The sequence below is a fragment of the Pseudoalteromonas sp. Ps84H-4 genome (assembly GCF_024124645.1).
In the GTDB taxonomy this organism is placed as follows: Bacteria; Pseudomonadota; Gammaproteobacteria; order Enterobacterales; family Alteromonadaceae; genus Pseudoalteromonas; species Pseudoalteromonas lipolytica_C.
In genome coordinates this window covers 1-19,091 of the sequence record NZ_JAMXSK010000022.1, presented here as the reverse complement: position 1 = coordinate 19,091, position 19,091 = coordinate 1, and the positions used below count along the sequence as shown (strand labels likewise).

The 19,091-nt window shown below is 40.2% G+C and carries 14 protein-coding genes and 1 pseudogene; 6 read left to right on the top strand and 9 right to left on the bottom strand.

Annotated elements, in window-relative coordinates:
• Positions 1-7: 7 nt before the first annotated feature.
• The 4 genes from NH454_RS17435 to NH454_RS17420 form a co-directional block, all read right to left on the bottom strand.
• Positions 8-424 carry a CBS domain-containing protein gene (locus NH454_RS17435; protein ID WP_054554669.1) on the bottom strand — a complete coding sequence of 139 codons (417 nt, stop codon included), beginning with the start codon at positions 422-424 and terminating at the stop codon, positions 8-10.
• Positions 425-569: 145 nt separating this feature from the next.
• Positions 570-1,283 (bottom strand): NAD(P)H-flavin reductase, encoded by a 714-nt coding sequence (fre, locus tag NH454_RS17430; RefSeq protein ID WP_135923173.1) that lies wholly within the window; start codon positions 1,281-1,283, stop codon positions 570-572.
• 87 nt (positions 1,284-1,370) lie between these two features.
• Positions 1,371-2,837, bottom strand: coding sequence for a 4-hydroxy-3-polyprenylbenzoate decarboxylase (gene ubiD, locus NH454_RS17425; protein ID WP_135923174.1), 1,467 nt, complete (start codon positions 2,835-2,837; stop codon positions 1,371-1,373).
• Between the two features lie 81 nt (positions 2,838-2,918).
• Entirely contained in the window at positions 2,919-3,209 is a 291-nt protein-coding gene (locus tag NH454_RS17420; protein WP_253039767.1) for an MliC family protein, read from the bottom strand.
• Positions 3,210-3,322: 113 nt separating this feature from the next.
• Here NH454_RS17420 and NH454_RS17415 point away from each other — a divergent pair.
• Positions 3,323-4,229: pseudogene (locus NH454_RS17415) on the top strand (DUF808 domain-containing protein).
• Positions 4,230-4,302: 73 nt separating this feature from the next.
• Entirely contained in the window at positions 4,303-6,255 is a 1,953-nt protein-coding gene (locus NH454_RS17410; RefSeq protein ID WP_199526001.1) for a S9 family peptidase, read from the top strand.
• Between the two features lie 311 nt (positions 6,256-6,566).
• On the opposite strand, the gene NH454_RS17405 is transcribed toward NH454_RS17410, so the two are convergent.
• Positions 6,567-7,523, bottom strand: coding sequence for a tetratricopeptide repeat protein (locus NH454_RS17405; RefSeq protein WP_135923177.1), 957 nt, complete (start codon positions 7,521-7,523; stop codon positions 6,567-6,569).
• A 187-nt stretch (positions 7,524-7,710) separates the two neighbouring features.
• Between NH454_RS17405 and dbpA the strand changes: the two genes are divergently transcribed.
• Positions 7,711-9,099, top strand: coding sequence for an ATP-dependent RNA helicase DbpA (dbpA, locus tag NH454_RS17400; protein ID WP_135923178.1), 1,389 nt, complete (start codon positions 7,711-7,713; stop codon positions 9,097-9,099).
• A gap of 9 nt (positions 9,100-9,108) precedes the next feature.
• On the opposite strand, the gene NH454_RS17395 is transcribed toward dbpA, so the two are convergent.
• Positions 9,109-9,690 carry a DNA-J related domain-containing protein gene (locus NH454_RS17395; RefSeq protein WP_135926213.1) on the bottom strand — a complete coding sequence of 194 codons (582 nt, stop codon included), beginning with the start codon at positions 9,688-9,690 and terminating at the stop codon, positions 9,109-9,111.
• A gap of 215 nt (positions 9,691-9,905) precedes the next feature.
• On the opposite strand from NH454_RS17395, the gene NH454_RS17390 reads away from it, so the two are divergent.
• Entirely contained in the window at positions 9,906-12,686 is a 2,781-nt protein-coding gene (locus NH454_RS17390; protein ID WP_253039766.1) for a tetratricopeptide repeat protein, read from the top strand.
• Here NH454_RS17390 and NH454_RS22380 read toward each other — a convergent pair.
• The 3 genes from NH454_RS22380 to trxA all read right to left on the bottom strand — a co-directional run bounded on the left by NH454_RS22380 (position 12,659) and on the right by trxA (position 15,844).
• Positions 12,659-13,915, bottom strand: a complete 1,257-nt coding sequence (locus tag NH454_RS22380; RefSeq protein ID WP_135923180.1) for a methyl-accepting chemotaxis protein — start codon at positions 13,913-13,915, stop codon at positions 12,659-12,661. The genes NH454_RS17390 and NH454_RS22380 overlap by 28 nt on opposite strands.
• Before the next feature lie 161 nt (positions 13,916-14,076).
• Positions 14,077-15,336, bottom strand: coding sequence for a transcription termination factor Rho (gene rho, locus NH454_RS17380; RefSeq protein ID WP_062566226.1), 1,260 nt, complete (start codon positions 15,334-15,336; stop codon positions 14,077-14,079).
• A gap of 181 nt (positions 15,337-15,517) precedes the next feature.
• Positions 15,518-15,844, bottom strand: a complete 327-nt coding sequence (gene trxA / locus NH454_RS17375) for a thioredoxin TrxA (RefSeq protein ID WP_135923181.1) — start codon at positions 15,842-15,844, stop codon at positions 15,518-15,520.
• 90 nt (positions 15,845-15,934) lie between these two features.
• Between trxA and rhlB the strand changes: the two genes are divergently transcribed.
• Together rhlB and gppA are read left to right on the top strand one after the other, a co-directional pair.
• On the top strand, positions 15,935-17,209 hold the full coding sequence (gene rhlB, locus NH454_RS17370; RefSeq protein WP_135923182.1) for an ATP-dependent RNA helicase RhlB: 1,275 nt from the start codon (positions 15,935-15,937) through the stop codon (positions 17,207-17,209).
• 48 nt (positions 17,210-17,257) lie between these two features.
• Entirely contained in the window at positions 17,258-18,751 is a 1,494-nt protein-coding gene (gene gppA / locus NH454_RS17365) for a guanosine-5'-triphosphate,3'-diphosphate diphosphatase (RefSeq protein ID WP_138557861.1), read from the top strand.
• Positions 18,752-19,091 lie beyond the last annotated feature (340 nt).

The window sequence follows — 19,091 nt, the reverse complement described above, 5'->3', positions numbered from 1 at the left end:
AGCTAACTTACACTTGGTGCTCTTGGCATGAGACATAGTTTTCATACAATGCCTTGAGCACATCTCCTCGGCTGATCATGCCAACAACCTTACCACCCTCGATAACTGGGTAATTCTTTGGCTTACCCGTTTTCATGGCATCTGCCAGCTCAATGATGTTTTGATCGCTACTTACGGTAACAACATCGGTGCGCATAAGTTGTTTTACCTTTACCACACCATCGCAGAAATAACTGTTTTGCATCAGCGGTTGCAAAAGCTCTTGTTCAGATATAAAGCCAACTAGGCTTTTGTTGTCATCGAATACAGGTGCGCCCAGTAATTTAAACTTTTGCAGCTCGCTAATAGCGGTGGTCATTTCAGTTTCAGGCGTAATGTGTGGCAACTTACGTTGCATAAAGTCTTGTACTTTTGTATTTAGCATTTGGGTCTCTCCCCATCGTTATTCTAATCAGAGTATGGTCAAGGAAATGCTGTTTGTGAAATTGTTTAGATGGATTAGGGCGATAGGTAAAACAAATAAAAAAGGCATCCAATTGGATGCCTTAAAAATAATCTGTATCACTTAGCTATTTAATGAATGCAAATGCATCGGCATACATGTTTTCGCGGATTGCGCCATGATTTATGAAATCATCGCGAACAACGCCAATCATGTCGAAGCGACCTGCCATGTAAATATCGTATGGTTCTAGCGACACGATATCTGCCATAACGGCTTTGTGAACGTAACCAGTTTTGCCTGTCCAGCTTTGCGACGCATTTTCAACTACAGGAATGTATTGGAAATGAGGGTTACTGTTTGCCCATGCTTGCATTTCGTCATGCGCATATAGCGCAGCTTGCTCACGTACACCCCAGTAGAATAATACCGGGCGCTCACAGCCTATTTCTGCAAGGTGATCAGCCATTGATTTGGCATAAGAAAAACCGGTGCCGCCAGCAAGTAGAATAATAGGGCGCTCACCCTCTACACGAAGTTGCGATATGCCTAGACCCACTTCAACATTAACTTGTTGTTGCTGAGCATGTGCTTGACGCAAATGATCAAGCGCTTGCATCGCGTATGAATCAGCACCTGAGGCACCAATGTGTAGTTCAATTTGCTCAGTTTGCGACGGGCGGCTTGCAATAGAAAAGGCACGCTTATCTTTTTCGCCTAATACAAGTTGCATATATTGGCCTGCCTCGAATGACACAGGTTGCTGTGGTTTCAAAATGACCTTATGTACGTGGTCTGTAAGCGGGCTGATCGCAACAACGTCAGCGAGTAATGTTTGCATAGTTTACCTTTATAAGCACAGAAGCAAATTCGGTTATGAATCGCACTCATAACCGTTAAATTTTGAGCAGTTTAACATAGACACAGCTTAGAGAATATCTAAGCTGTCCCATAATTCATCAACTCGTTCTTTGATTTTTGGATCCATGACAATGGGCTCACCCCATTCACGATCTGTTTCACCAGGCCATTTATTGGTCGCATCCATGCCCATTTTTGAGCCAAGGCCTGATACTGGCGATGCAAAGTCTAAATAATCAATCGGTGTGTTTTCGATTAACGTTGTATCGCGCGCAGGGTCCATACGCGTAGTGATTGCCCAAATTACGTCGTTCCAATCGCGTGCGTTTACATCGTCATCGCAAACAATCACGAACTTGGTATACATAAATTGACGTAAGAAAGACCATACCCCCATCATCACACGCTTGGCATGACCCGGGTATTGTTTTTTCATCGTGACCACCGCCATTCGGTATGAACACCCTTCAGGTGGCAGATAAAAATCTACAATTTCAGGAAATTGTTTTTGTAGAATTGGCACGAACACTTCGTTTAAGGCAACCCCGAGTACCGCCGGCTCATCTGGTGGACGGCCTGTGTAGGTACTGTGATAAATCGGGTTTTCACGATGCGTGATGTGAGTCACCGTCATGACCGGAAACTCGTCTACTTCATTGTAGTAACCTGTGTGATCGCCATATGGGCCTTCAGGGGCTGTTTCACCCGGCATAATATGGCCTTCAAGTACGAACTCAGCGGTAGCAGGCACTTGTAGGTCATTTGAAATCGACTTAACAACTTCTGTTTTACTACCGCGTAGTAAGCCCGCAAACGCGTATTCGCTTAGGGTGTCAGGTACTGGCGTTACAGCGCCTAGGATTGTTGCAGGGTCTGCCCCTAATGCGACCGATACAGGATAGGGTTCGCCTGGGTGCTCTTTACACCATTCACGAAAATCTAATGCGCCACCACGGTGCGATAACCAACGCATAATAATTTTGTTTTTACCCAGTAGCTGCTGACGGTAAATACCTAAGTTTTGGCGCTTTTTATAAGGCCCTCTGGTAACCGTTAAGCCCCATGTTATCAAAGGTGCTGCATCACCTGGCCAGCAATGTTGGATAGGCAACTTGGTTAAGTCGACATCATCACCTTCAAGTATGACTTGCTGACATGGTGCTTTTTTTACTTCTTTAGCGGGCATATTCAACACTTGTTTGAATACCGGGATTTGGCCTAGTGCCTCTTTAATGCCTTTAGGTGGCTCAGGCTCTTTTAAAAAGGCTAATAGCTTACCGACTTCGCGCAGCTCACTGACATCATCTTGACCCATTCCCATTGCCACTCGCTTTGGCGTACCGAATAGGTTAGCAAGTACAGGAATAGAGTGACCCTTAGGATTTTCGAATAGCAGAGCAGGGCCTTCTGCGCGCAATGTACGGTCAGCAATTTCGGTCATTTCAAGGTAGGGATCGATTTCTTGTTTGATCCGTTTAAGTTCACCTTTTTGTTCTAGTAGCTCGATAAATTCGCGAAGATCTTTGTATTTCATTCTGGTCGCTTAAACGCTAAATAAATTGTCGCTATTATACTCAAAACCATTAATTAAGCGAATTTAGCCGCGACAGTTTGGTTAGCTTTGCTTTAGCTGACAATGATATTTTTTTCCTTTCAAAATAAGCATGGCTTCGCCGCCTTTAGACCAAAACAACACATGATCATCGCTGTACTTTACGCCTGAACCACTGACTTCTCGATATAAAGTGTAAGTATTATCGACGAATGAAAGCGTTGCTTCGTCTTCATTATTATCAACAATACTCGCAGTTAAGCCATTATCACATAGATAGTTGTTTGCCGTGGCTTGCTCAGCACACGCGCACAAAGTGACTAAAGCGAGCCCTGAGAGAAGTTGTTTGTTCATGGAAACACCCCTGTTTTTGAATGAACTCTAAGCCTAACAAAGAAAAATTAACCGTTGGTGAAAATGGCTGGATAAGTTATGTTGACAGTGTACTTAATGGGCAAGGAACCACCATGGCTGGCACTAATTTATTAACCTTACTTGATGATATTACAACTCTTTTAGACGATATTGCGACGATTGAGTAAAGTCGCAACAAAAAAAACAGCAGGGGTGTTAGGTGATGATCTAGCTCTTAATGCCCAGCAAGTGACAGGGGTAACTGCTGATAGAGAATTACCAGTGGTTTGGGCGGTAGCAAAAGGCTCATTCATTAATAAGGCCATATTAGTGCCAGCAGCTTTGTTGATTAGTGTTTGGTTGCCTTGGCTTATTACTCCTTTATTAATGATTGGTGGGCTATTTTTGTGCTTCGAAGGAGCTGAGAAAATTATCGAAAAACTGTTTGGTCACGATAGTCACGAAGGTGAGCAACTGGTTGAGCAGCAAGACTTGCAAGAATACGAAAAGCAAAAAGTTAAAGGCGCTATCCGTACTGATTTTATCCTCTCTGCAGAAATTATCGTTATAACATTAGGCACGGTTGCTGGTGCAACGCTGGTAAATCAAGCTTTAGTGCTCAGTGTAATTGCAATTATTATGACCATTGGCGTGTATGGGTTGGTTGCAGGCATTGTCAAACTTGATGATGCTGGTTTGTATTTACTGCAAAAAGCGCAGCAAAGTGGCGGTAAATTTAAAGAGCTAGTGGGTAAGTTTTTACTTGCTGCGGCACCTAAGTTAATGCGCTTTTTAGCCTTTGCAGGAACGGTTGCTATGTTCTTAGTTGGCGGTGGCATATTGGTACATGGTATCCCTCTTTTACATCACGCCCAGCAGGGTAGTATTGAGTTTGTAACGGGTTTACTTGGTAAAACGGGTGAGCTGGTTTCGCCGGTTATTTTTGATGGTTTGTTGGGAGTTGTTGCAGGGGTTGTGATTGTCATATTCGTTAGTCTTTTCAAGAAAATTTCAAAGTAGCTACGCGTTGAGGGTGTACCCATTGTTAACTTTTTAGTATCTTTATTAACAATTAAAATATAAAAGGAATTTTATGAGCAGATTAATAATCGTTATTTCTTGTTTGCTACTTAGCTTTACTACTAATGCCAAATCTGAATTACTTGATATTCAAAACTTTAGTAAAGCAAGTGAATTCACAGGTGTTAAAATTTCTCCTACCGGTAAGTATTTAGCAGTAATCACACAACCTGAAGGCAAGAATGCTTTAATGATACTGGATACAGATACATTTAAAGTTCTTCATGCCATCCACTTTCCTGGTAATGCTCAAGTCGGCAATTATTACTGGGTGAATGAAGAGCGTATTGTATTAGCCAAAGAGTACCTAAAAGGTTGGAAAGATCATCCTGAATACCATGGTGAGTTGCTTGGTGTAAACGCAGATGGTAGTCAATGGAAGTACTTGGTTGGTTATCAAGGTGAAAGGCAAACAGGGACGAGAATTAAAAAGGCAACCCCTGTATTAGGGACATCTTATGTGCTTGATCCACTGGTAGAAAATAAGCGTAAAATGTTAGTTTTAACCATTCCATGGACAGCTGCCAACGAACCTCACACAATTGTATATGAAGTAGATGTCTATCGAGGGTCAAGAAAAAGGATCACACGTTCACCTTCAAGGATGGCTAGTTTTCTGACTGATCATGAAGGTAACGTAAGAGTATCTGCTTCGACTGATGATTATATTAATCCAAAAATATATATCCGTCCTAAATCAGGTGGTGAGTGGGAAGAGCTCAACTTAAAGGACGTTTCATATAGTGATGTTGGGTTGCATGCTTTTGATAGCACAGATGAATCTGCTTATGTGACGGCTTCTGTTAATGGAGAAGCTAAAGGGCTTTATAAATTAAATCTTAAAACTAAACAATTTGATCTAATTCACAAAGAAAAGAGTGTTTCACCCAAGCAAGTATGGGTGGATGAAGTCTCAAAAGAGCTTTTTGCTGTCGAGCATGAATTAGGCTATCCAACCTATTCATTTGTTGGTAATAACTCTAAGAAAAGTCAGCAGCTAAAAGCTCTTTTGAAAGTACTTGAAGGTCAGCAGGTTCAATTAGTTAGCAGTACCGTAAATGGTGATAAGAGCGTCATTTTTGCTTCAAGCGATACTAACCCAGGCAGTTATTATTTATTTGATGCAAAAACGAATAATCTCGGTTTTCTATTCTCATCGAGAAGTTGGATTAAACCTAGTCAAATGGCGATTACAAAGCCTATCAATTTTACAGCACGTGATGGACTAGCTATCTACGGTTACTTAACTATTCCGAATAATGCTGAAGAAAAAAACTTACCATTAGTAGTAATGCCGCATGGTGGTCCTCATGGTCCTAGAGATTGGTGGGGATATGATTCAACAGCTCAGCTGCTTGCGAGTAGAGGAATAGCTGTACTCAAGGTTAACTTTCGTGGTTCAGGTGGTTTTGGACGAAATTTTGAACGTGCCGGTCATCGCAAGTGGGGGCGGGAAATTCAATACGATATCATTGATGGGGTAAAATATCTTATTTCGAATGGTACTGTTGATAAAAGTAACATTTGCATTATGGGTGCCAGCTTTGGTGGATATTCCGCGTTACAAAGTGCGATCTTGGAACCTGATATGTTCCAGTGTGCGATTGGGGTTGTAGGTGTATATGATTTACCACTCATGTTTGATGAAGGGGATGTATCAGAACGTGATAGCGGGCAACGTTTCTTAGAAGTAGTATTAGGTGAGGATGAAGAAGAGTTAAAGCGTTTTTCACCTAGCTACAATGTAGAAAAGTTGAAAGCCCCGGTATTAATTGTTCATGGTGGCGAAGATAAAAGGGCGCCTATAGAGCAAGCTGAGTCGTTAATTTCGGCTTTAAAGAAAGAGAATCATCCTTATATTTATGAACTATTAGATGATGAAGGTCATGGCTTTTATAAAGAAGAGCACCGTACTCTTTACTATAAAAAGGTATTGGCGTTCTTAAATGATCATTTAAAACTTTAAATAAAAAATGCCGGCGAGAAACCTCGCCGGCAAGGATTTAGCACGGGAACGTAAGCGTGCTAGTGTGCAAGGTCTTCCTTCAAGTTATACAAACTCAAAAGACGATTCGTTCACTAAGTAATACAGCCCAGTTGCAATTTAAAACAGAGTAGGGAGAGTGACTCTGCTTTTGCTAACACGAATTTATAAAACCAACAAAATAATATAAATACTGCGCCACGTAAAATGTTATAACATAACAAAAACAAAGTAAATAGCGAGAGTCATATTATTAGCTTGGTTTCTTCTCAGTGATGTTTATGGATAATTGATTATTGAGTGTCCAGTTTACTACAATCGTAACTCAAGCATAGCTCTGCGAGTTCAATCTTCGCTTTCGGATTCCCTTGTAAGGTGGCTTTGTTAAGCCAGTAAGCTGCTTTTTCGTTATTGATTTCTGTACCTTGGCCATCTCGATACATCTGACCCAAGTTTAATTGACCCCATGAATAACCTCCTTTGGCAGAGAGTGTAAAGCTTTCTAGTGCTTCCTTAAACTGGCCATCTTTAAAATAGGTGATGCCTTGTTGGTTATGTTTATCAAGCTTAACGCCTGCATACAAAGGCTTAGGTTTCGGGGGGTGCATAACAAAACCACCATACAAGCTATATAGCTCTGGTCGCATTATTTTGTATATGCTGTTGTCTTCATAAAACTGCTTTACTTGCTGTTTAGTAAAGGTCATTGTTTTACTAGAAAAGTAATCATCTTGCACTAGCATGCTGGTACGCATCGCAATCTCGATGTCTTTATTGTACTTGTAAGTGTAGTTAGCAACTCTAAAAGTCATGCTCTTGTCATCAAATTCAACGAGTTGGGCTACTTTCAGATTATTTATACGTTTTGGTTCACCAGTAAATTTGTCGGAATAAACAAAATAGGTGTCGAATTTTTTTGGTTCATTCAGGTAGCGAATTTCATTATCAGCTTGCTCATGTATCCCAAGTATTGCTTTCGTTAAAATATAAACTATTAATACCAAGCCAATAAAATATTTTATGAAAGAAGCCAGCTCTAGGGGTGGAAGAGAATACCAAGATACAGCTGATGTGTAGCCACAAGCATCGCATTGGTGCTGATAATTAATTGATAATGGAATAATTGGCAAAATACTAAAGCGCAGTACTTTACTGTGATTACTCAGTGAGAAGTGCTCGCTATGACAATGAGGACACGTTTTTTGCTTTTTGTAAAAAACATCAGCAGCGGCGGTGTTAAATAAAAGCATAGTTTCTTCCTGAAGGTTGCTTTCAATAAATTAGAACAAACACGCTGAGTTAGGAAGCCGCAAACTGTAACTAAATATGAATTAAGTGTGTAGATAGCTCTTTTCGTTTAGAGAAACAATACATTCTCTGCTATGATCCACTGCATCTTCGAGGATGTCCCTCAATTATCAAGTTTGGAATATTACTGTGACTGCTACTGCTTTTTCATCTTTGGCTTTGCCGAAAGAGTTAACCGATAATTTATCGACTTTAGGTTATGCGCAAATGACACCGGTACAAGCGCAAAGTTTACCAGTGATCTTGCAAGGCAAAGATATCATTGCTCAAGCAAAAACAGGGTCGGGTAAAACGGCCGCGTTTAGCTTAGGTGTGTTGGCTAAGTTAAATGTGAAACGTTTTCGCATTCAATCACTTATTTTATGTCCAACCCGCGAACTGGCAGAGCAAGTTGCAGAAGAAGTTCGTAAGCTTGCTCGCGGCATCCATAATATTAAAGTTTTAACTTTATGCGGTGGTGTATCTATTGGTCCACAGATTGGTTCACTAGAGCATGGCGCTCATATTATTGTTGGCACACCAGGTCGTGTTGATGATCATATTCGTAAGGGCACATTGCGTTTAGATGACGTTGAAACATTGGTATTAGATGAAGCTGACCAAATGCTTGATATGGGCTTTCAAGATACCCTTGATGCCATTGTTGAATGTATTCCAAATCAACGCCAAACCTTGTTGTTTAGTGCGACTTATCCAAAATCAATTGCAGCGATTGCTGAGCGAGTTTTAAGCAATCCTGAAATGATTAAGGTTGAAGAAGAGCAAACAAAAAGCACGATCACACAATACTTTTACAAGCTTGATAATAACAAGCAGCGCTTTAATACGCTGAAGCTGTTGCTTTTGAAGTTTCAGCCAGAAAGCTGTGTGGTTTTTTGTAATACTAAGGTTGAAACACAGCAAATTTGTGATGACCTATACGCTGAAGGCTTTAGTGCCGTTGCTTTACACGGTGATTTAGATCAACGCGAACGTGAACGTACTTTAATTCGTTTTGCTAATAAAAGCGCGTGTATCTTGGTGGCGACGGATGTTGCTGCACGAGGCTTAGATATTAACGACATGGATATGGTTGTAAATTATCACTTAGCACATGATCCACAAACTCATGTTCATCGCGTTGGTCGAACAGGTCGAGCAGGTAAAAAAGGCATTGCATGTTCTATTTATGGTGAGGCTGAGCAATTTAAAGTGGCACAAATCGGTGATCATTACGAACGCGACTTCAACCCTGAGCCACTACCTCCTTTTAGCTTACTTGAAAAGCCGGCCTACAAGCCTACGATGGCGACCATCATGATCGATGCAGGTAAGAAGCAAAAAATTCGTGCTGGCGATATTTTAGGTGCTTTAACGGGTAAAGAAGGTATTGCAGGTCATCAGGTGGGTAAAATTAATGTACTTGATAACGTGGCTTTTATCGCTGTAGAGCGAACAGCAGCCAAACCAGCACTTCGCAAATTGACCGAAGGAAATATCAAAAAACGTAAGATTCGTGCGCGTCGTTTAAGTCGATAAGTTTAAAGTTTACGAGCAGCTAGCTTTTAGCTGCTCATACTCACGTTGTATTTTTTTAAACTGAATCGCACAGCCTTGACGGTCTGGGTGATGCTTTAAAGCCAGTTGTCGCCAGCGCTTTTGTAATTCTTTTAGTGAAAAGTTAGCAGGCAACTGCCATGCTTTTTGTATTTGCAAAAGCTGCTCTTTTGTAAGATTTGCAGTAGTAGTATGCCTGTTGAATGTAGCAAATCGCTGCCAAAACTCATTTAATAGCGCATCAATTTCATCACTTGTTGTGTCGTAGTTTTGCCAATCTAAATAATACTCCCGCAAAGGATCAGTATTTTCTAGCACCTTTTCACACTTGTTATTTATCAATTCAATATGTAAGGCCGCTATGTGCAATTGTTGCTCAGGGCTAACCTGTATTTGGAGTTGATATAAGGCATTCATAACTAAGAAGTTACGTTTAAAAAGATCTTTTTGTGGGTCCTTATCTAAAACACTAAGATGTCCTGCATCATTAAGTGCACTCGCAAGCGTATGGACTTTCCAGATAGGCTGTTTCAGAATGAGGTAAAAAATCTCATCTATCAGTGGGTTAAGCATTGTTAGCAGGCCAATCTTTATGTAATCTAAAACTATATACGCTATCACAGCTGCCTTACTGAAACTATGTTTATATTTTCATCAAGGAAGGCATTTAGCCGAGCTACGATTTAGTTTTTTCCTCGGTCTATGTTGATATTTAGGGATATAAACATATGCGCACATTATTGAGTCTCAGGTTAATACATTCGGCATTAGTATGCTGTAGTGTGCTGATGACTACGTTTAGTTATGCTTCAGATTCATTACTAGAGCAATTTAATCAGTCACAAAAATTAGATGAAAAGCAGCAATTAGCGACACAATTACTTGCAGATACCACTATTAGTGCTGATGAAAAGCTGGCTATACAATTGCAGTTAGCAGATACGGCTCTAGAAAATAAAGAATTTGCCGCAGCATTTAAACACTATCAACTAGCTGAGAAGTCGACCTCTTTTGAAGCTCAACCAGACAGTTATTTTCGCGCAATCAAAATGCAAGGCGTTAGCTATTATTATCAAGGTCTTATCCAACAAGCTGTCGAATCCTATACACGTGCTTTACGCGTTGCCGAAAAAATGAATGCGCCTATTTCAGAGGCTAACTTACTGAGTAATATAGGTCTCGCTTATTTTGATATGTGGGATATGAGCAAAGCACTTGATTATTACACGCGCGCTAAATCTATCTACGAAAAGTATGGTAGCGCGCAAGATAAAGCTGATATTTTGCATAACATAGCGGGTCTTTATATTCGCTTATCGAGTTACGATATTGCTTTAGATATGTATAGAGAAACGCTAAAGATATTCGAGAAATTAGGTGATGAAGAAGGTGTTGCTCAGTCATATGGTAATATGGGCGTTGCTTACTCTGAGCTTGGACAATATCAATTATCATTACATTATTATCAGCGTGCATTACGTTATTACCAAAAAACACATGATGCCTATTACTTATCCTCTCGTCACGTCAATATTGCTAACGTTTACTTACGAACAGGTGATTTAGAACTGGCTCTAAGCCATGCTGATAAAGCCATCGAGTTTGCAGAACAAATAAATAACAAAACGTTAGAGCTCGCTGGATTATTATCAAGAGCTAAAATTGAGCTCTTACAAGGTAAGCTAACACAAGCGGAAGTAACACTGACCACCTCAATTGAGATGGCCAAAAAATATAAAGATGATCTGAGAGTGCAGGATGGCATTGGAATGAATGCATTGATCAAAGCAGGCCAAGGAGATTTCACCAGCGCGGTAGCTCATTTTGATCAATTCGTTCGAACCTTAAAGGCCGCAAACAATGAGCGACTTCTAAGATCCCTAGGTGAGCTTCACAGTCGAATTAATGCCAGTCAGTTGACTCAGGAAATTATTGATTTAAAACAAAAACAGCGAGTGCAAGAGCTTGAAATGTCAAAGCAAAGACAACTTGCCATCATGCTGTTTATTTTATTTATTATGCTGGTCGTGACGGGCATCACCATTTATCGACGTATGATCGAAAAAGGAGCAAAAGAGCAACTTTCATTGATGGTTGCAAAGCGCACCAATGAGCTTGAAGAAACTGCAGAAAAGCTGCGCAGTGCAAATGAAATTAAAAGTCAATTTTTAGCTAATATTAGCCATGAGATCCGCACACCATTAACGGCTATTTTGGGACAAACAGATACCCTAATGAATGGTTTTTATAAACCAGAGCAACTCAATGATGAACTTGCTGTTATCCATAAACAAAGTGAACACTTAAAAGACCTCATAAATGATGTGCTTGATATTAGTAAAATTGAGGCGAATAAACTTGAGTTGAGTTTAAAAGAAGGTGATTTAGTTTGCTTATTAAATGATGTTCATTCAATGCTAAGTGGTCAAGCAAAAGCGAAAGGGCTGAAATTTGCATTTCATAACCAATTAGGTGAACAGTTTATTACTCGGTTAGACTTTACGCGGGTAAAACAAATTTTGATCAACTTATGTGCGAATGCCATTAAGTTTACCCATCAAGGTGAAGTCGAGCTGCAGGTCACACAGACGCAACAAGGTATTTGCTTTCAGGTAAGTGATACGGGGATTGGCATGGATGCTAGCCAGCTGAAACTTATTTTTGAGTGCTTCAGTCAAGGAGACAATAGCATTAGTCGACGATTTGGTGGTACGGGGCTAGGCCTTAGCTTATCACAACAACTCGCAATCATGATGGGCGGCTATATTAGTGTCGAGAGCGAAATCAATAAAGGTAGCGTGTTTGCATTCTATTTGCCATGTAAAGAACATGAACCCAGTCAAACTGATGCCAATAGCAAATACGGAAGTGACTTACCGCAATCGCTAAAAGGATTATCTGGAAAGGTATTGATTGCAGAAGATCATGCCGATAACCGTCGTTTAATTCGCCGTTATTTAGAGTCAATGGGGTTAGATGTAATTGCTGTTGATAACGGTGCAAAAGCGGTTGAGCAATGTTTAATAGAGTTTCCAGATGTAGTGCTTCTTGATATTCAGATGCCAGTTTTAGACGGGTTAAGTGCCCTTAAGTTATTGAAAGAGTCTGGCTTTACCCAACCAATTTACGCCTTAACTGCTAATGCGATAAGCCATGAAATAGAAGCGTACTTGCAGGCCGGTTTTACAGGGTATCTTGCTAAACCTATCGACAAAAATGTCTTTTTTACGCAGCTTGCCAAGCATTGTAAAAATACCGTAGAAAGCACAAAAGCAAGTCACGATATTAGTGATTTAGTAACTAGCTTTATTCAAAGTTTTAACCAAGAAGCGTCGCTTATTCAATTGCATTTGGCTGAATATGATTTATTTAATCTTCAGCAAGATGCACATCGTATTGGCGGAGCAGCTAAAATGTTTGCCATGGAGCATATCGCGAAAAGTGCCTTTGCCTTAGAGTCAGCTTTAAAAAATAACCAACTCTCAGATTTAACAAATTTAGTTGATCGTTTACTTGAGCAACTCAACAGTGCATTAGCTGATCAGAATAGCTCTACATCACCATCTTGAGCTTGTTCTGAATCATTATTTTGAGTTGTTTCATAGCGAGAGCGATCGATACGTTGTTCACTACTTGTTTCTGGGTGTGTGATCTTAAACATTGAAAGTTTATCATCAATAACATGCGCTAGACGCACTAAATCTTTGCTTGAGACAGCTTGTATTTGTGAACTTGATAATGCGTCAGAATTTAGCTCAACCATAGCATCAATACTCATTTGTGCTTCATCTGACATTTGGCTTTGTAAGGCAACCTGTTCATGCACGCTCTCAGAAAACGCGTTAATTGCTAACATAGCCTGTTCTATTTTATTCGTTTCTTTGGTTGATGCTTCTGATAGTTCAACAGTACGCTGTGTTTCTTTTAATGCTGTTTGCATCAATTGGTTGGCTTTTTCTGTACTGTGTTGAATTTTCGCAACCATCTCACGAACTTCTTGGGTTGATTTACTGGTGCGTGCTGCTAAGTTTCGTACTTCATCAGCCACAACTGCAAACCCTCTCCCTTGCTCACCAGCACGTGCAGCCTCAATAGCGGCATTGAGAGCTAGCAGATTTGTTTGTTCAGCTATACTGTTAATCACATCAATTACAGAGCCAATTGCATCACTATCTTGTTTAAGTAAAATAATTTGTTCGCTAGTTTGGTTGATATTGTCGGCCAATTTCATAAGGCTAGCTTGGCTTTTGTCGGCATCAAGTCGAGTTTGTTGCACAGACTTTGTTGCATCAGAGACCGAGTGAAATATTTCTTCAAGACTACGGTCAAGTTCTTTCGATACTTCAATCGTTCGCTTTATTGTCTCTGCTAAATCAACACCATGCGCATCTTGAATTGTTGCTTTTTGGGTCATTGATGCATAGGTGTCACGTAACGCATCAGCCATAGGTAATAAGCGGGCAGATGACGCATATATCTCTCCTAACATATGCTCAACCATAGTTAAACTCGCGTTTAATATGTGGCAGGCTTCAGGTAATTTATTGTCGTTTTCATCAAAACGAAAAGTAAAGTCGATACCCTGATCAGAAGTGATATTAGAAACAAAATAACTTAAGTGATCTTGTTGCTGCGCGTCTTTTAAATAAATAAAGGTAATTAAAATAAGCCAAGGAACAATGACCGTTAAGCCGATTACTGCCATCGCGACAATTGATAGTTCAAAAATAATAAAACTAGCAATACTACTTAGTAAGCTGATGACAAAGAGAGCGACTGCTACTTTAATGCGGGTCATTGAAAAATCCTTACCTTTTAATCCTATAACTTATAGAACAAAACCCAACTAAATACCAACTATATTACGGAGTTATTTATAGTTGAATAGCGCTTCAACCGTACTTTTAAGTAAAAAAAATGCCTGTATAAAACAGGCATTTTTTTGATTTTGAAAGCTGCTTATTGACGCTTCATCGAATCGAAGAATTCATCATTGGTTTTGCTCATAGAAAGCTTATCAATTAAGAACTCCATTGCGTCAATTTCTGACATCTCATGAACAATCTTACGTAAGATCCACATTTTCTGTAGTTCATCTGGCTTAGTCAGTAACTCTTCGCGACGGGTACCTGAACGGTTAAAGTCGATCGCAGGGAATACACGCTTTTCAGCAATCTTACGATTTAAGTGTAGTTCCATGTTACCTGTGCCTTTGAACTCTTCGTAGATTACTTCATCCATTTTAGAGCCTGTATCAATAAGCGCTGTTGCGATAATCGTTAAGCTACCGCCTTCTTCTACATTACGTGCTGCACCGAAGAAACGCTTTGGTTTGTGTAATGCGTTAGCATCCACACCACCTGTTAATACCTTGCCAGATGAAGGAATAACCGTATTGTATGCACGAGCAAGTCGCGTAATTGAGTCTAATAAGATAACCACATCTTTTTTGTGCTCAACAAGACGCTTCGCTTTTTCAATTACCATTTCGGCTACTTGAACGTGACGGCTTGCTGGCTCATCAAATGTTGAAGCAATAACTTCACCCTTAACAAGACGCTGCATCTCAGTTACTTCTTCAGGACGTTCGTCAATTAGAAGTACCATTAGCTCACAGTCTGGTTGGTTGTAGCTGATTGACTGCGCAATATTTTGCAGTAGCATCGTTTTACCCGCTTTAGGCGGTGCAACGATTAGGGCGCGCTGGCCTTTACCAATAGGTGATGCTAAATCAAGTACACGAGCAGTGATATCTTCTGTACTACCATTACCACGTTCCATACGTAAACGTTCGTTTGCGTGGAGTGGGGTAAGGTTTTCAAAAAGGATTTTAGTGCGAGAGTTTTCAGGTTTGTCGAAGTTTACTTCGTTGACTTTAAGTAGTGCGAAATAACGTTCACCATCTTTTGGTGGACGGATAAGGCCTGAAATTGAGTCACCAGTACGCATGCTGAATCGACGTATTTGACTCGGAGATACATAAATATCATCAGGTCCGGCTAAATATGAGGCTTCAGATGATCTCAAGAAACCAAAGCCATCTTGTAAGATTTCTAATACACCGCCGCCATAAATATTTTCACCGCTTTTAGCGTGTGCTTTCAAAATGGCGAAAATAATGTCTTGTTTTCTTAAACGGGCTACGTTTTCGAGCCCCATGGACTCAGCTAAGTTTACAAGCTCTTTTATAGACTTGTCTTTTAATTCGCGTAAATGCATATTGGTGGGTTCTTTATTACAATTATCATACTCAAAATCATAGTTTGATACATGAGTGAGGTTTGTTGGTATAACTAAGGATTAGTTGGCTTTATAAACTAGCAGGTCACTAGCAAGGCGTCCAGTCTTTAAACAAAATAAAGCTAAAAAAAGGGCAAAAAGCCCTTTTTTTACATTTCAGTTAGATGTTGTTCTCTAAAAACTCAACTAATTGAGTTTTTGAAAGTGCACCTACTTTAGTTGCTGCAACCTGACCATCTTTGAAAAGAAGAAGTGTTGGGATTCCACGAATACCAAATTTAGGTGGTGTGCCCGCATTTTGGTCAATGTTTAATTTACCGATAGTTACACGGCCATCAAACTCGCCAGCTACTTCGTCAAGAATAGGGGCGATCATTTTACAAGGTCCGCACCATTCAGCCCAAAAATCAACAAGTACAGGTTTGTCTGATTGTAGTACGTCAGCTTCAAAGCTATCGTCAGTTAATTGAATAATTTTCTCGCTCATTGCGATCTCCGATAAGTTAGGCGAAATATTTAATGCGTATTTAAACACTCTTGTTTCTTATTGCAAGTTTAAACGTTATGCTTAAACGCTATGACTAAGACACATTTGACCGATAAAAAGTTTTCAGACTTTGCTATCGCACCGGAAGTGGTTGCCGGTTTAACCGAAAATGGGTTTGAATATTGCACACCCATTCAAGCTAAATGCCTACCTTTTATTTGTGAAGGCCGTGATATTGCGGGCCAAGCACAAACAGGTACAGGCAAGACGTTGGCGTTTTTAACAGCCACGTGCCATCGGTTATTACAATCTAGCAAAGCACCTAGTAAACATCCAAGAGCCCTGATCATGGCCCCAACTCGGGAGCTGGCGATTCAGATACACAAAGATGCAAAAATTTTAGCGCCACACTGTAATCTTAACTTAGGTTTAGTATATGGTGGCGAAGATTACGAAAAACAACGTGCACAACTAGAAAAAGGCGTTGATATTTTAATTGGAACGACTGGACGCCTTATCGATTTGTATAAACAGGGTTGTTACACCCTAAATGAAATTGAAGTTGTGGTGCTTGATGAAGCAGATCGTATGTTCGATTTAGGCTTTATTAAAGATATTCGCTACATGTTTAGACGTATGCCTGAAACCTCAGAGCGTTTAAACTTATTATTCTCTGCAACCTTATCGTATCGTGTGCAGGAATTAGCGTTTGAACACATGACTAACCCAGAGCATGTGCAAATTGAACCTGACGTTAAAACAGGTAAGCGTATTCAAGAAGAGCTATTTCATCCATCGCAAGACGATAAAATTAAGTTACTGTTAACTTTAATTGAAGAAGAATGGCCTGAGAAAGCAATTGTGTTTGCAAATACGAAACACAGTTGTGAAAATGTTTACGCATGGATGAAAGCGGATGGTCATCGAGTTGGATTATTAACCGGTGATGTAAACCAGAAAAAGCGTCAATCAATTTTGGCTCAATTTACCAAAGGCGATTTAGACTTCTTAGTGGCAACAGACGTTGCAGCTCGTGGTTTACATATCCCAGAAGTAAGTCATGTATTTAATTTTGATTTGCCAGATGATTGTGAAGACTATGTACACCGCATTGGTCGTACCGGACGTGCTGGTGCTTCAGGACACGCTATTAGCTTTGCCTGTGAACAGTATGCCTATAATCTCCACGAAATTGAGCAATATATAGAACACAGCATTCCATTATCACATTATGATAAAAGTGCATTGCTTGATGATTTAACTAAGCCTACTATTCAGAAAAAGCGGAACTATTCTACAGGCCCACGTAATCGTAATAACAACGGACGTCGACCAAATAATAGTTACCAGAAATCACGGTCGTGATAAACGACCGTCATTGAAGACTTAGTAGTAACTAGAGGTTTTTGAACGGTGGGGCAATTTCAACCGCAAAAAAATGTGTATGCAGTAATCGATTTAGGATCGAACAGCTTTCATATGCTGATTGCCAAATCAATTGCTGGCGGTCTACAAACGATCGGTCGAGTCAAACGTAAAGTAAGGCTTGCAGCAGGGCTTGATGAAAACAACGTCCTAAGCTCAGAAGCCATGCAGCGAGGTTGGGAATGCCTAGCCTTGTTCGCAGAACGTTTACAAGACATACCAAAGAAAAACATTACCATTGTTGCAACAGCAACTTTGCGTCTTGCTACCAATGCCGATGTGTTTAAGCAAAAGGCTGAACAAATCCTTGGTCATAAAATCAATGTCATCAGTGGTGAGCTAGAAGCCAAAACGATTTACAAAGGCGTGGCGCACACATCAGCTTGTAGTGGAAAGCAACTTGTTATCGATATTGGTGGGGCGAGTACAGAGGTCGTTATAGGTAAAGGTTTTGACGCACTGCACTATAAAAGCCTACATATGGGCTGTGTCACCTTTTTAGAGCGCTATTTCAAAGATCAAAAACTGAGTAACGAAAATTTTGCAGCCGCGATTCAAGCTGCCAGAGATGTGATTGCTGAAATTGTTGATGAATATAAAGCGGCAGGCTGGCAAATAGCGAGTGGAGCATCTGGCACAGTGCAAGCAATTCAAGAGATCATGGTTGCGCAAAACCAAGATGAACTCTTAACGCTTGATAAATTATATGCCATCAAAGAGCAATCAGTGCAATTTGAAACAATTGCAGATCTTGAGCTTGCAGGTTTAAGTGAAGAACGCCGTCTTGTGTTTGTATCTGGACTTGCAATTTTAATCGCCTTATTCGAATCATTAGCTATAAAGCAGATGGGCCTTGCTCGCGGCGCATTGCGTGAAGGTGTGCTTTACAGCATGGTACCAGAGCTACATAACCACGATATTCGTAAGCGTACGGTTGATGGATTAATGGCTCGTTATCATGTCGATGTAAATCAAGCCTGCCGAGTTGCACAACTTACTGAGCAATTAGCAAAGAGTGTAAAGGGGCAGTGGCAGTCAATTGATAACAACGCAATTGCGTTATTAAAAACGGTAGCGAAGTTACACGAGATAGGTTTATTAATAGAGTATAAACTTTATCATAAGCACACAGCCTACATTATAGAAAACACCGATATGCCAGGTTTTTCACAATCTGAGCATAAGCTGATCACTGCTGTAGCGAATGCGCATCGTGCAGATCTGGTAAAAAACAGCTTTGCATACCTAGGATGTCATGAACAATTAGCTGAATGTTTGACAAGAATTGTTCGGATCGCAGTGATCTTATCAATGCGTCGCCAAGATGATGTACTGCCAGCACTCGATCTTAGTGTTAATGAAAACACCCTTACACTGACATTTGATGGCGATTGGTTAAAATATCACCCATTAATGGCCAGTGAACTGCAATTAGAGACCAAGCTACAAGCAAAAGCAGGTTGGAAGCTTATAGTTAAATAAACAGAAAAGGCCCAGAAGGGCCTTTTTTAGTGTTCTTTTTGCCCGTTTCGTTCGTATTTTGCTCGAACAGTCATTTTTTTCATAAAAACTTCAAAAAACAGTTGATCTCAATTCGGATCTCCCTATAATGCGCATCCATCGACACGGCGGACTGCTTACAAACAAGCAAAGCAACGAGTTGGTTGAGTCAAGTAAGACTGAGTTTTGAAAAAATAAACTTTTCTCAAAATTAAGTGTTGACAAAAATAACGGCTTGCGTAGAATGCACAGCCCTTGAGACGCAAAAGTATCTCAAAACGTTCTTTAACAATATAAAGCAATCATCTGTGTGGGCACTCGT

Coding starts and splice junctions, on each gene's coding strand:
- NH454_RS17435 (WP_054554669.1), bottom strand. CDS start 424: ATGCTAAATACAAAAGTACAAGACTTTATGCAACGTAAGTTGCCACAC.
- fre (WP_135923173.1), bottom strand. CDS start 1,283: ATGCAAACATTACTCGCTGACGTTGTTGCGATCAGCCCGCTTACAGAC.
- ubiD (WP_135923174.1), bottom strand. CDS start 2,837: ATGAAATACAAAGATCTTCGCGAATTTATCGAGCTACTAGAACAAAAA.
- NH454_RS17420 (WP_253039767.1), bottom strand. CDS start 3,209: ATGAACAAACAACTTCTCTCAGGGCTCGCTTTAGTCACTTTGTGCGCG.
- NH454_RS17410 (WP_199526001.1), top strand. CDS start 4,303: ATGAGCAGATTAATAATCGTTATTTCTTGTTTGCTACTTAGCTTTACT.
- NH454_RS17405 (WP_135923177.1), bottom strand. CDS start 7,523: ATGCTTTTATTTAACACCGCCGCTGCTGATGTTTTTTACAAAAAGCAA.
- NH454_RS17395 (WP_135926213.1), bottom strand. CDS start 9,690: ATGCTTAACCCACTGATAGATGAGATTTTTTACCTCATTCTGAAACAG.
- NH454_RS17390 (WP_253039766.1), top strand. CDS start 9,906: ATGACTACGTTTAGTTATGCTTCAGATTCATTACTAGAGCAATTTAAT.
- NH454_RS22380 (WP_135923180.1), bottom strand. CDS start 13,915: ATGACCCGCATTAAAGTAGCAGTCGCTCTCTTTGTCATCAGCTTACTA.
- rho (WP_062566226.1), bottom strand. CDS start 15,336: ATGCATTTACGCGAATTAAAAGACAAGTCTATAAAAGAGCTTGTAAAC.
- trxA (WP_135923181.1), bottom strand. CDS start 15,844: ATGAGCGAGAAAATTATTCAATTAACTGACGATAGCTTTGAAGCTGAC.
- rhlB (WP_135923182.1), top strand. CDS start 15,935: ATGACTAAGACACATTTGACCGATAAAAAGTTTTCAGACTTTGCTATC.